Origin of the sequence: Nonomuraea polychroma (assembly GCF_004011505.1) — a bacterium.
In the GTDB taxonomy this organism is placed as follows: domain Bacteria; phylum Actinomycetota; class Actinomycetes; order Streptosporangiales; family Streptosporangiaceae; genus Nonomuraea; species Nonomuraea polychroma.
On sequence record NZ_SAUN01000001.1, the window covers coordinates 2,199,695 to 2,212,250 of the forward strand.

General features: G+C 69.8%; 14 protein-coding genes. 5 read left to right on the top strand and 9 right to left on the bottom strand.

What is annotated here, in order from left to right; genetic code table 11:
- Nucleotides 1-94: 94 nt before the first annotated feature.
- Nucleotides 95-1,009, bottom strand: a complete 915-nt coding sequence (locus EDD27_RS09745) for an RpnC/YadD family protein (RefSeq protein ID WP_241563944.1) — start codon at nt 1,007-1,009, stop codon at nt 95-97.
- A gap of 119 nt (nt 1,010-1,128) precedes the next feature.
- On the bottom strand, nt 1,129-1,890 hold the full coding sequence (locus EDD27_RS09750) for an alpha/beta fold hydrolase (RefSeq protein ID WP_127932104.1): 762 nt from the start codon (nt 1,888-1,890) through the stop codon (nt 1,129-1,131).
- Nucleotides 1,891-1,948: 58 nt separating this feature from the next.
- On the opposite strand from EDD27_RS09750, the gene EDD27_RS09755 reads away from it, so the two are divergent.
- Nucleotides 1,949-2,479 (top strand): PadR family transcriptional regulator, encoded by a 531-nt coding sequence (locus EDD27_RS09755; RefSeq protein WP_127932105.1) that lies wholly within the window; start codon nt 1,949-1,951, stop codon nt 2,477-2,479.
- A 7-nt stretch (nt 2,480-2,486) separates the two neighbouring features.
- On the opposite strand, the gene EDD27_RS09760 is transcribed toward EDD27_RS09755, so the two are convergent.
- Nucleotides 2,487-3,371 carry a serine protein kinase RIO gene (locus tag EDD27_RS09760; RefSeq protein WP_127932106.1) on the bottom strand — a complete coding sequence of 295 codons (885 nt, stop codon included), beginning with the start codon at nt 3,369-3,371 and terminating at the stop codon, nt 2,487-2,489.
- 342 nt (nt 3,372-3,713) lie between these two features.
- Between EDD27_RS09760 and EDD27_RS09765 the strand changes: the two genes are divergently transcribed.
- Complete coding sequence (locus tag EDD27_RS09765) at nt 3,714-4,202, top strand: hypothetical protein (RefSeq protein WP_127940592.1); 489 nt, start codon at nt 3,714-3,716, stop codon at nt 4,200-4,202.
- Here EDD27_RS09765 and EDD27_RS09770 read toward each other — a convergent pair.
- Both EDD27_RS09770 and EDD27_RS09775 read right to left on the bottom strand, forming a co-directional pair.
- Nucleotides 4,199-4,411 carry a hypothetical protein gene (locus EDD27_RS09770; RefSeq protein ID WP_421915005.1) on the bottom strand — a complete coding sequence of 71 codons (213 nt, stop codon included), beginning with the start codon at nt 4,409-4,411 and terminating at the stop codon, nt 4,199-4,201. The genes EDD27_RS09765 and EDD27_RS09770 overlap by 4 nt on opposite strands.
- Nucleotides 4,412-4,464: 53 nt before the next feature.
- Complete coding sequence (locus tag EDD27_RS09775; RefSeq protein ID WP_127932107.1) at nt 4,465-5,067, bottom strand: hypothetical protein; 603 nt, start codon at nt 5,065-5,067, stop codon at nt 4,465-4,467.
- A 104-nt stretch (nt 5,068-5,171) separates the two neighbouring features.
- On the opposite strand from EDD27_RS09775, the gene EDD27_RS09780 reads away from it, so the two are divergent.
- Nucleotides 5,172-5,972: a glucose 1-dehydrogenase gene (locus EDD27_RS09780; protein ID WP_127940593.1), complete on the top strand. Its 801-nt coding sequence runs from the start codon at nt 5,172-5,174 to the stop codon at nt 5,970-5,972.
- Between the two features lie 3 nt (nt 5,973-5,975).
- Nucleotides 5,976-6,782, top strand: coding sequence for an alpha/beta fold hydrolase (locus tag EDD27_RS09785; protein WP_127932108.1), 807 nt, complete (start codon nt 5,976-5,978; stop codon nt 6,780-6,782).
- A gap of 158 nt (nt 6,783-6,940) precedes the next feature.
- Here the strand turns inward: EDD27_RS09785 and EDD27_RS09790 are convergent, their stop codons facing one another.
- Both EDD27_RS09790 and EDD27_RS09795 read right to left on the bottom strand, forming a co-directional pair.
- Nucleotides 6,941-7,546, bottom strand: coding sequence for a DUF4126 domain-containing protein (locus EDD27_RS09790; RefSeq protein ID WP_127932109.1), 606 nt, complete (start codon nt 7,544-7,546; stop codon nt 6,941-6,943).
- A gap of 19 nt (nt 7,547-7,565) precedes the next feature.
- Nucleotides 7,566-8,471 (bottom strand): phosphotransferase, encoded by a 906-nt coding sequence (locus EDD27_RS09795; protein ID WP_127932110.1) that lies wholly within the window; start codon nt 8,469-8,471, stop codon nt 7,566-7,568.
- 69 nt (nt 8,472-8,540) lie between these two features.
- Here EDD27_RS09795 and EDD27_RS09800 point away from each other — a divergent pair, with 69 nt between their 5' ends.
- On the top strand, nt 8,541-10,907 hold the full coding sequence (locus tag EDD27_RS09800; protein ID WP_127932111.1) for a GcvT family protein: 2,367 nt from the start codon (nt 8,541-8,543) through the stop codon (nt 10,905-10,907).
- On the opposite strand, the gene EDD27_RS09805 is transcribed toward EDD27_RS09800, so the two are convergent.
- Nucleotides 10,885-11,643, bottom strand: a complete 759-nt coding sequence (locus tag EDD27_RS09805) for a GntR family transcriptional regulator (RefSeq protein WP_164903550.1) — start codon at nt 11,641-11,643, stop codon at nt 10,885-10,887. The two genes, EDD27_RS09800 and EDD27_RS09805, sit on opposite strands and share 23 nt — an antisense overlap.
- A 95-nt stretch (nt 11,644-11,738) precedes the next feature.
- Entirely contained in the window at nt 11,739-12,554 is an 816-nt protein-coding gene (locus EDD27_RS09810; protein WP_127932113.1) for a carbohydrate ABC transporter permease, read from the bottom strand.
- Between the last annotated feature and the right edge of the window lie 2 nt (nt 12,555-12,556).

Below are 12,556 nucleotides of genomic sequence, written 5' to 3' on the forward strand. Positions count from 1 at the left end.
ACGGAGAGGGACACCGGCCCACGGACGATCATGCCGCTCGTCCAGGCCGGCTCCCTTTCTCGCTGCGGCCGCGTGGGAGTAAAGACGCCACGCACTAATGCCGCTGATCGTCTGGTTCGTCGAAGATGTCGTGCTGGGTTTGGGCGGTGGCAGCCCGGGTGGCCCAGGTTTCGAGTTGGTCGAGGTCGGTGCAGGCGCTGATCCGGGCCCGGATGCCGTCCGGGACGTCGAGGCCGCGGGCGCCCAGCACGAGTAGCACCATCCTGGCCGCCTCCTCCGCTCTCCCTTCGGCCTTACCTTCCGCCTTGCCTTCCGCCTTGCCTTCCGTTTTGCCGCGGCCGAAATGTTCGCGGGCCATGGGGCTGTAGACCGGCCAGGTGGTGGACGTCATGATCTCCTCCATAAGGCACCGGATCTCGGGCGAGGCCATGCTGTATGCGTATTCATGGTACTGCAGAGCGTGTTCGTCGTCTGTCTTTACGAGTGCTGCGGCGAACGCCTCGACGACCTTGCGGTTGCGGCCGTGGACCATGACCGACATGGTGGCCAGGTCCAGGTGGGCGAGGGCGTGCTCGGGATCGGTGATGGCCGGGATGCAGTCGGGTCCCAGCACCCGGGCTTGCAGGCGATAACCGTCCAGCCCGGAATCGATCGGTCGCGTGTAATAGGCGGCGGCCGCACGGTTCGGGCAGATGACCAGCACTGTGACGTTGCAGCCAAGCATCAGCCACAGTGCGGCGGCGTAGCGGGCGAGCTGCCGGGGAGGCTTGGACGTGTCCTGCTGGATCTCCACGATGATGGCATGCGCGGGGGTTTGCGGTGGTCCCAGGACGATGACCAGGTCGGCCTCGAAGTCGTCGGAGGGGCGGGTGTTGAAGGTGTTGTCCTCCACCCGAAGGAGTGGGGTGGCGGGCAGTTCCACGCCCATGAGGTCGCGCAGGATCTCTACGGCCAGTTGCGGGCGGTCGCTGAACATCTGGATGAGCGTGTCGTGTCGGGGGGACGGCATGTCGCTTATTGTCGCATGTTGATCGCGGAGAGTATTGGAAGGTGGGAAGATCCTTCGCCGGTTGGTCGTGCAGGCGTGCGATGCAGGGTCGGTTGAGAGGCGGTCGGCGCGACAGGGACTTAGGGGAGGAGGGTCCTGAGCGTCTGGGCGAAGGCCTCCGGGTTGTCGAGCATGATGTTGTGGCCGGACTCGGGAATGCCGAGGACCTGGACGCCGGCCGCACGCAGGTCGTCGGCGGCCTCCGGCGGGTCGCCCTGCGGGTGCAGGAAGGCGCGGGGGATCGGCAGGGCCTTGAGCATCTCGCGCATCGTGGGATCGGTGCCTTGGGCGAGGCTCACGGCCGTGCGGTGCAGGCCGCGCAGGTCCGCCAGCCGCATCGTGGACCACCAGTGCGGCCCCACCCGGTCACGGACCTCCTTCCATCCGTGCGCGACGAACTCCTCCTCCGTGTAGCTCGCGATGCCGCTGCTGCCGGGTTGGACGGGAATCGGGGAGTACGGGTCGAGGTTGGCGTCCACGAGGATCAGGTTGGCGACCATCTCGGGGTGGTGGGCGGCCAGGACGATGGCCACCGCCCCGCCCATGCTGTGGGCGATCAGCGACGCGCCCGCGACCCCCGCCTTGCCCAGCGCCTCGGCCAGCGTGTCCGCGTGGGCTTCGAGCGTGTAGGCGAAGTCCTCCGGCCGGTCGCTGATGCCGAAGCCGAGCAGGTCGATCAGGAGCGAGCGGTGGCGCCCCAGCAGAGGGTGTGCCGCGACCTCCGCGTAGTAGGGGGCCGAGGTGGCGCCGAGGCCGTGAACGTACACACGGGCCGGCTCGGCACCCGGCAGCTCGACCCAGCGCATGCGAGCGCCGCTGGGGTGGACGATGGCATCGTGCATGACGGCCTCCTCGTGTATCGGGGCCAATATATATCGGCTCCGAGGTATGATCGTCGTCATGTTGGAGCTGGCGATACTGGGCTTCCTCAGAGACCGGCCGTTACACGGATACGACCTGCGGAAACGTGTGGCGGCCCTGATGGGGCACGTGCGCCCGGTGGCCGACGGCACGCTCTACCCGGCGATCAAACGCATGGCCGCGGCCGGATGGCTGATCAGGAAGGACGAGCCCGGGATGGCCGCCGCGCCGCGGCGCACGCTCTACCTGACGGACGAGGGGCGCGAGGAGCTGGAGCGGCGGCTGCGGGAGCCGGACGACCTCGACATCAGCGATGAGAACCGGTGGTTCACGCTGCTGGCGTTCCTCCGCCATCTGGGCGAGCCGGACGCGCAGGCGGTCGTGCTGCGGCGGCGGCTGGCGTTCCTGGAGGAGCCGACCAGTTTCTTCTATGACGGGGATCGGCCGATGGGGGCAGAGGAGTTCGGGGATCCGTTCCGGCAGGGGCTGCTGACCATCGCCCACGCCACGAGCCAGGCCGAGCTGGCCTGGCTCCGCGCCACCATCGAGTCCCTTGAGGGCTCCCGTTGACGGTGCGTCACCGGGAGATTCCTGCCTCGGTACGCAGGAGTGCGGCCAAAGCCTCCGGGTCCGCCGCTGCGACGCCCTTGGCGGCGAACCAGGTGGCGACGTTGCGGGCGTCGCGGTCCAGGAACGACGGCCCGGCCGGATGGGCGATGACGTCCACGATCTGCGGCAGGTCGATGATCACCAGCCTGCCGTCGTGGACCAGCAGGTTGTACGGGGACAGGTCGCCGTGGGCGAGGCCCTCGCCGGCCAGCGTGACCATGGCCTCGACCAACTGCTTCCACAGGTCATTCAGGCCGTCGGACACCTGGGCGAGGCGAGGGGCCGCGTACCCGTCCGGAGACCCGATGAACTCCTGCAGGATCTCCGTCCCCACGATCTGGACCGGGTAGGGCACCGGAATGCCCAGCTCCCACAGCCTGCACAACGCCCCGAACTCGGCCACCGCCCACTGGCCGGCGATCGCCTGCCTGCCGAACGCGGTGCGGTTGGCCATGGCCCGGTTCATGCGGTCGTCGCGGGTCCTGCGGCCTTCCAGGTAGCCGGAGTCGCGGTGGAAGAGGCGATGCTCGGCCGAGCGGTATCGCTTGGCGGCCAGCAGGCACACCCGGTCCGTGCCCGGCACGCCGCGCGAGATCAGATGGACGTCGGCTTCCTTGCCGGTCTTGAGCACGCCGTGCTCGGTGTCGACGGCAGCCAGGTCGGTGACCAGCCAGTGGGGGTACGGCCTGGGGCCCTTCTCGGTGGGCGTGCTCTGGTCCCAGGTGGACCAGCGGTCACCCTCGGGCGGGCCGTCGTCGGCGATGGTGGTGTCGGGAGTGCTCTCCAGCCATTCGAGGTCGTCGGCGTCGAGGGCGTACTTGCCACGGCGGCGGTGCTGTGAGTGCTTCGGCACGGTGGGATTGCTCCAGGTGTGAGACCCACCGGCACGTCGATCAGATCAATGAGCATGCGGTGGGAAGGAATGAGGACGCGGAAAACGGCACGCGAACAGTCGTCGTCACGGTCTCACCCTCCCTTCGCATCGCGGTAAGCGATCAACGTGGCCGAGTATGCCGAGGCACGTCTCCATGCCGCAACCGAATATTCGCCGGCCGACCCGAGGGAAAGCCGGCCGGCCGATATTGCGATGCGGTCGGTGCTGGGCGCCTTGTAGCGTGCGGGCATGCGACGCTGCGGGGTGTGTGGTCACTGGGAGCCGGCCGGGGCGCCTGGCTGTGACCGATGTGCCGGGCTGGTGGACGAGATCGTCGAGGAGGGTTGGCGGGGCTTTCTCGAGCGCGAGTTCGGCACGGGGGAGCCGCTCGACGAGCGTCTCATTGCCGAAATGGTCGTCGATGAGCCAGACAAGCATCCGTGGCGGGTGGTCGACGCCGCTTACGACCGCCTGACCTGTGCGGAATGTGGCGGCAGACTCAGCAGGGGCCCGGCCTCGTGTGCTGCCTGCAACCTGACGAACGGCTTCCGGTATTCGGCCATCGAGATCGATCGTCCAGGTGTTCCACCGGGGAACGAGCACGCGCTGCGGGTGAACGTGGCGGTGACGCGCAGACCTTACGGGGTCTCGGAGTCCGAAGTGCTGCTGCGGCGGCTGTCGCTGCCCGTCCTGCTCGACGGCCTGCTGCCCACCAAAGCCCAGGCCCAGGCCACGAAGGCCAAGGCCAATGAGGGCGCCACGGAGGCCGAGCTGGCGGAGTTGGTTTACGGGGAGTGGGGCCGTCTCTAAGCCGGCGGCCACTTCAACGTGAGGTCGATGTCCACGTCGAATCCGATGTTGGTCTGCAGCCGCTTGCTGGTCTGCGGCGACCTCACGATCAGCGACCCATCGATCAGCTCGATGTGCCGCGGTGCCTCGGGAGGTAGGTGGTCGAGCATGTCGGCGGTCCAGCCGCCGGGAGGCCCGGGATAAAACCACGTCGGCAAGGTCGTGCTCACCACGCCGCCTCCTCAGCGAACCTCACGTGACGCGTCCATGATGTCACAGTGAGTCAGGGGCGGTCTTTGCGTTCCTCCATCGAGCGGCGGTAGAGCTCGTCGATCTCCTCCAGTGGGTCCGGCGCGCGGCGGCGGGCCTCGATCTCCAGGTCCGTGCGGGAGCTGAGGTCGGCGATGCCCGAGGCCGTGTGGTGCACCTGGTCGCCGAGGAGGTCGGCGCGGATGCGGGCGCACATCGCCGTCAGCTTGGCCTGGTGCTCGCGCAGCCGGTCCAGGGTGGCGTGGTCGATGTACGGCGACACGCGCCGCTGCTGGGCGTACATGCCGAGCTGCCCGTCGTGCACCTCGGCCTGCGCCTCCAGGTCGGCCAGGAGTCGCGGCAGGTCGCCGAGCCCCCAGCCCTGACGCTGCGCCTGCTCGACGGCCTGGCGGGTGAGCGACACCTCGCGGCGCAGGTCGAGGCGGAGCCGCTCGACCTCGGCGGCGTCACCCGTGCCCATCGCGTTGACGTGCGTGCTCAGCCGCGTCGCGGCCTCCTTGGCCTTGCCTGCCGCCTTCTTGCCCACCTTGACCAGCAGGTAGACGCCGACGCCCATCATCAGCAGCAGGAACGCCAGGATCACTAGCACGATGACCATGAACTCGATCTTCGCCACCCCCTGTTGGTGTTGATGCCTAGAGGATAGTGCGCCCGGGCGGTTCTGGCGCGCGCGACCAAGCAAGCCCTTGATACGAGACGGAGGCCTGTGTTTCAGTGCACATGTTCGCGGTCAGGGCGGAGAAGGGGCGGTGGCGCGTGCTGGACGGCAAGGTTGTGATCATCACCGGTGGTGCGAGGGGGATGGGGGCGGCGACCGCGCGGCGCTGCGTCGCGGCCGGTGCGCGGGTCGTGCTCTCGGACGTGCTCGTGGAGGAGGGCACGGCCACCGCCAAGGAGTTGGAGGCCCGCTTCATCCCCCACGACGTGACGAGCGAGGACCAGTGGGCGGCCGTGGTCGCGCGGACCGTGGAGGAGTTCGGGCGGCTCGACGGCCTGGTGAACAACGCCGGCATCGCCAGCCTGGTGCCCATCGAGCAGCAGCCGCTGGACGAGTTCGAGCGGGTGCTCCAGGTCAACCTGGTCGGCGTCTTCCTGGGGCTCAAGGCTGTCGTGGGGGCCATGCGGGAGTCGGGCGGCGGCGCCATCGTCAACCTGTCGTCGGTCGCGGGGCTCTTCGCGCTGCCGGGAACGGGCGGGTATGGCGCGTCGAAGTGGGGCGTGCGCGGGCTCACCAAGATCGCCGCCTTGGAGTTCGGCAAGGACCGGATCAGGGTCAACTCCGTGCACCCGGGCATGATCGTCACCCCGATGACCCAGCCGTTCGGTGCCGTGTCGGGCGAGGGCACCTTCCCTCTGGCCCCTGCCGGGCGGTGGGGCCAGCCGGAGGAGGTCGCGGAGGCGATCGCGTTCCTGCTGTCCGACGCCGCCTCGTACGTCACCGGCGCCGAGCTCGCCATCGACGGCGGCTGGACGGCGGGGGACTCGGCGCTGCTGCCGCCCCGCCCGGAAGAAGCGGGGTGAGTCATGCCGTACGCGGACGTCGGCGACGACATCAGCCTCTTCTACACCGACGACGGCGGCGGCGACGGGCCGCCGCTGCTGCTCGTGCACGGCTGGGGGACCGACTCGCACCAATGGTCCTGGCACATCGACGCGCTGGTCGCCGCCGGGCGCCGGGTGATCGCGGCGGACCTGCGCGGTCACGGCTACTCGTCGGTCCCGGAGACGGGCAACACGCCTCGCATGATGGCGGAGGATCTGAGTGTGCTGCTCGACCGCCTCGGCGTCGCCCAGGTCGTCGCCGTCGGGCACTCGATGGGTGGCCAGGTGGCCTCGATCCTCGCCGTCGAGCACCCGGACCGGGTGCGCGCGCTCGTCGCCCTCGACCCCGGTTACGGCATGACCGCCGACATCGCCCAGGGATTCCCCACGATGATCGAGGGGCTGCGTGGCGAGCATCCCCACGCCGCCGCCGAGGCGATCGACGAGTGGTGTACGAACGCCGCCACGCCCGCCGTCATCCGCCGCTGGCACAAGCGCAGGCTGCACGGCATGCCGCCGCACGTGCTCGTCCAGGCGTTCGAGGCGATGTTCACGGCGCCGGACGCCATCGGGGTGCGGCCGGCCAGCGACGACTACCTGGCACGCAGGCGATGCCCGGTGTTGTCGATCTGGGCCGATCCGCGGCGTGCGAACTGGGAGGCGGGCCTGCTCAAGGTGCCGAAGTCGAAGGTCGTGTGCTGGGAAGGCTCCAGCCATCGGCTGCACGAGGAGCGCCCGGCCGAGTTCGTCCAGCTCGTGGGAGGGTGGCTGCGGAGTCTGCGGGTGTGAGGAGCCCGGCGGTGCGGACGCCGCCGGGCCCTCTGCCGCGTGAGCGTCCTGGGTGGGGGGCCACGGTGACGCGCACACGTCTTGCGGTTGTTCGCTAACCGGGATCACCGTACGAGGCGCGGCAGGGCCGGCGGATCACCCCGCAGACGGAGAAGGGGTCAGCCCGGAGGCTGACTTCGGGCGGCACGGCGGCGGGCGCGGAAACGGCGTACCCTCCTGAACAGCCACCAGGACAGGACGGCGAGCACCAGCAACGCGACGATCACCAGGATCGGGGCGAAAACCGCGATCAGGCTCATGCCGAGCGACCCGGCGTCCTCCGCCGTGCTCACCACCGGCGCGCCCACGCCCGCCGTGCCCGCGTTGACCACCGGGCGGGCCGCCGCCTTCATCGCGTGCACGGCCAGGGCCACCATGATGCCCAGGAGCCATCCCACCCACGGGTTCTCGGTCATCCACGTGGACTTCTCAAGCTCGGCGGCGGCGTTCGTGGCCGAGAACACCACGCCGCCGGAGGCCGGGCGGATCACGGTCTGGATGGCGTCGTTGACGCTGTCCACGGCAGGGACCTTGTCGAGGACCATCTCCGCGAGCAGCAGCACCGCGATCATCGCGAGCACGCCCCAGTTGGACAGCCAGGAGTAGCCGTCGGGCAGCTTCACGGCGTCGGTGACGTTCGACAACACGCCCACCACCAGGAGCGGGATGTAGGCGTTCAGGCCGGCGGCCGTGGACAGGCCCAGACCGGTCAATGCGGCAAGCATGCCACCAAGTCTGCCCGGCCTAATCTGTACGCGCGGCCTCGTCCATGAGGGACGTCAGCTCGGGCCCGGTGAACTCGGCCACCGCCCGCTCGTACTTCTCCATCCCCCACGACCAGAAGTCGAAGTCGATGCTCTCGTTGGCGCCGTCCTGGATCGAGGCCCACAACGTCCAGCCGTACTTGGACATGAGGCCGAGCAGCCGGGCCCGGGCGATCTTGTTGCGGAGCCGGCGGCCGTAGTATGCCGTGACGAGCTCCTCCAGGTGGCCCAGCGGCAGGTCCGACTCGCTCCAGATGTTGCCGAGCTCGAAGCAGGGGTCGTTGTTCCCGGAGTACTCGTAGTCGATCAGCCAGAGGCGCTCGCCGTCGTCGAGGATGTTGCCCGGCAGCAGGTCGTTGTTGCACGGAACGGTGCCCTCGTACCGCACTTCCAGACATTTCCGGATTTGGGCGACAACGGGCATGAATTCGAGATATTTCGCAGGAAGTCGGAAGCCGCGGCTCTGGACGATCTCCAGGTAGCGCTGCTGGACGTCGAACATGTCGAAGTCACGCACGAAACGTGGCCCGCCGTGCAGCCGCCGGCACGCCTCCGCCACGCGCGGCAGGTTCGCCGGATCCCGCAGGTCGGCCTCCGTGAAGGTTCGCCCCGGCAGGAACCCCACCACCAGCACGCCGAGCTCGGGCAGGTACGCGTGCACCGGCGCCCCCACCCCGGCGGCCGCCGCCGCGATCGAGTTCGCGTGCTCGGCGTCCCTGTCGATGGCCAGCATCGCCCCGTCGCTGGCCCAAACGCGCGCCACGTACGCCCCATCGGGTGTGACGACCTTGTAGTTGTGGTTGGTCAGCCCGCCGGGCAACTCCTCGACGGTACGGGGCACGCCGGACAGCAGGGGGATACGATCGAGCACCTGGGGCACGGCCATGCTCGATGCTAGGACGACCCGCGCTAAACGGTCTAGACCTTTTACGGCGTGGCGGCTAGCCTCGCGAGCATGAGCGACTCGGCCCGCATCGTGATCATCGGCGGCGGCGTGGGCGGCGCGTCCGTCGCCTACCACCTCACCCAGCTCGGCGAGCGCGACGTCGTCGTGCTCGAGCGGGACGAACTGACCAGCGGCTCCACCTTCCACTCCGCCGGGCTCGTCGGCCAGTTGCGCGCCGACCCCACCCTGACCCGGATGAACCAGTACTCCGTCGAGCTCTACCGCACCCTCGACGCCGGCTGGACCGAATGCGGCGGCATCAAGCTGGCCTCCACCCCCGAGCGGATGGCCGAGATCCGGCGCCAGATCGGGTGGGCGCGGACGTTCGGGCTGCCGCTTGAGGAGATCTCGGTGGCCGAGGCCGTGGAGCTGTTCCCGCTCATGAACCCCGAAGGCGTCGTCGGAGCCGCGTACCTGCCGACGGACGGCCAGATCGACCCGTCCCAGCTGTGCTACGCCCTGGCCGCGCGGGCCCGCGAGGGCGGCGCCGTCATCCGCACCGGCACCCGGGTGCTCGGCATCGACACCGCGAACGGCCGGGTCACCCGGGTCCGCACCGACCAGGGCGACATCGACTGCGAGATCGTGGTCAACTGCGGTGGCATGTTCGCGGCCGAGATCGGCCGCATGGCCGGCGTGCGGGTCCCGATCGTGCCGATGTCGCACCAGTACGTCGTGACCGACGCCTTCCACGACCACACCGGCCTGCCCACGCTGCGCGACCCCGACCTGCTCGTCTACTACCGGCAGGAGGTGCAGGGCCTGGTCATGGGCGGCTACGAGCGCACCTGCGCGCCCTGGACGGCCGGCCCCAACACCTACGACGCGGTGCCCGCCGACTTCAACGGCCGCCTGCTGCCCGAGGACTGGCCCCGGCTCGAGGAGATCTTCGACAACTCCCGGATCCGGGTGCCGGCGATGGCCGACGTCGGCATTCGCAAGCTGATCAACGGGCCCGAGGCGTTCACCCCTGACAACGAGTTCTGCCTCGGCGAGACCGAGGTGGCCGGGTTCTTCGTGGCGGCCGGGTTCTGCGCGCACGGCATCGCGGGCGCGGGCGGCATCGGCAAGGTGATGGCCGAGTGGATCGTCGAGGGCGAGCCCAGCATGGACCTGTGGCACATGGACGTGCGCCGGTTCGGCCGCCACTACCGCTCGCCGTCGTACACGCTCAAGCGGGCGGTCGAGAACTACGAGACGTACTACGACATCCGCTACCCCGGGCACGAGCGGTCGGCGGGGCGGCCGCTGCGGGTCTCGCCCGCCTACGGCTGGCACGCCGCCCACGGGGCCGTCTTCGGGGAGAAGTCGGGCTGGGAGCGGGTCAACTACTACGCGTCGAACGAGGACGGGGGAGGGGAGCGGCCGGCGGGCTGGGCGGGCCGGTTGTGGTCGCCCGCGATCGGGGTCGAGCACCGGGCCACCCGCACCACGGCGGGGCTGTTCGACGAGAGCTCGTTCGCCAAGATCGAGGTCACCGGCGCCGGAGCGGCGGAGTTGCTGGAGTGGGTGTGCGACAACCGGGTCGCCCGTGAGGTGGGCGCGGTCACGTACACGCAGGCGCTCAACCGGCGCGGCGGCATCGAGTGCGACTTCACCGTCACCCGGCGCGGCGAGGAGGAGTTCCTCATCGTCACCGGCACCGCGTTCGGCTCGCACGACCTGGGATGGCTGCGCAAGCAGGCCGCGCACACCGGCTCCACAGCCAGGATCGCCGACGTGACCGGCCAGTACGCCTGCTTCGCCCTGTGGGGGCCGCGCGCCCGCGACATCGTCAAGGAGCTGACGCCGGATCCGATGGACTTCCCGTTCATGTCGTCGCGGGAGATCACCGTGGGGGACGTGCCGGTGCTGGCGCTGCGGGTGACGTTCGTGGGCGAGCACGGCTGGGAGCTCTACTGCTCCAGCGAGTACGGCCTGGCGTTGTGGCAGGCCCTGTGGCGGGCGGGGGAGCCGTACGGGCTGGTGGCCGGCGGGTACAAGGCCATCGACAGCCTGCGGCTGGAGAAGGGATACCGCGTGTGGGGCGCCGACATCGGGCCGGAGACCACGCCGTACGAGGCAGGGCTGGGGTTCTGCGTCACATCGGACAAGGACTTCCTCGGGAAGGATGCGCTGGACCCGGTTCCCGGGCGCGAGCTCCGGCGGTTGCGGTGCGTGACGCTGAGCGACCCGAGGGCCGTGGCGCTCGGCAACGAGCCCGTCCGGCTGGACGGGCGGGTCGTGGCCCGCGTCACCTCCGGCGGCTACGGCTACACCGCCCGCGAGTCCATCGCCTACGCCTACCTGACGGCCGAGCCGGGGGCCGAGGTGGAGATCGAGGTCGAGGGGGCGTGGGTGCCGGGCACGGTGGTCAAGACCCCGCTGGTCCCGTGACGCCGCTGCGTACGGAGATCCGGACCCGGTCGGGGCGGAACAGGTCGCGCGCGAACTCCACCGGCGTGCCGTCGGCCGCGTAGGCCGTGCGCTCGATCAGCATGAGCGGCGCACCTGGCGCGATGCCCAGCTCGGCGGCGTCGCCGGGACGGGCGATCACCGGGTCGAGGTGCTCGACCGCGGTGCGCGGCTCCAGGTCGTAGTGGCCGGCCAGCAGGGTGTAGAGGGAGCCGGTGAGGTCCTGGTCGAGCAGGCCGGGCAGGTGGGGGAAGTAGGAACGCTCGAGCGCCACCGGTGAGCGCCCGGCCGAGCGCACCCGCACCACCTCGTGCACCGGCGAGCCCGCCTCGACCTCCAGCGCCCTGGCCACCGTGCCCGTCGCGGGCACCGTCCGGGCGGTCAGGATCCGCGCCTCGGCCCGCAGGTGGGCCCGGCGCATCTGCTCGGTGAAACCGGCCAGGCCGGTCAGGTCGCACTCGATGCGCGGCTCGGCCACGAACGCGCCGCCCGTCCTGCCGGGGACTCTGATCAGCACACCGTCGTGCTCCAGGGTCGCCAGGGCCTGCCTGAGCGTCATTCTGCTCACGCCGAGCCGCCCGGCCAGCTCCCGCTCGCCGGGCAGCCGGTCGCCCGGCGCCAGCTCGCCCCTGTCGATCGACTCGAGCAGCCATCGCTCGATCTGCACGTGCGCGGGGACGCCGGTGCCGCGCTCCAGCTCAGGCGGGGTACCGACCACACCGCATCTTGACACGGAGGGTGGTACGAACGCCAAAATCCACCCCATCCCGCCGCCTGTGGCCGTGCCAGGACGGGCCGGGGCATGGGCGGTGGTCAGCCCTTGATGGCGCCTTGGGTGATGCCGCTGACGAAGCTGCGCTGGAAGAGGAGGTAAACGACCACGATCGGGGCGATGACGATCAAGCAGGCCGCCGCCAGCAACGGGATGTCCGTCGTGTGCTCGCCGACGAACAACCCCAGCCCGCTCGGCGCCGTACGCCGATCGGGATCCTGCATCATCACCAGCACCAGCATGAACTGATTCCACGACCACATGAAGTACAGCACCGACAACGTGGTGATCGCCGGCCACGAGATCGGCACCAGCACCCGCGCCAGCACGATGAGGTCCCTGGCCCCGTCGATGCGCGCCGCCTCCACGAGTTCCTCGGGCACGTTCGAGAAGTGCGTCTGCATCCAGTACACCCCGAACGGCATGAACAGGGCCGCTTCGGCCAGAATGATGCCGATGTAGGAGTTCGTGAGACCGACCTCGCGCAGGTTGAAGTAGAGCGCCACGACGATCAGCTCGATCGGCAGCGTCAGCCCCATCACGAACCCGAACGACAACGTCCGGTGCCCCCACACCCTGAGGATCGCCAGCCCGTAGCCCGCGAGCGTGGCCAGCACCACCGACAGCGGCACCACGAAGACCGCGATCAGCAGGCTCGAACGCATGAGGGCGGTCATGTTGCCCCGCTCCCAGGCGAGCGTGAAGTTCTCCCACGACCACCGGTCCGGGATGCTCAGCCCGTTGAGCTGTGAGCCGGGCGGATGCAGGGCGGCCAGGACGATGCCGATGAACGGCACCAGCACCATGACCGCCAGCAGGACGAGCACTCCGTACCTGAAACTGACACCGCCACGCATGC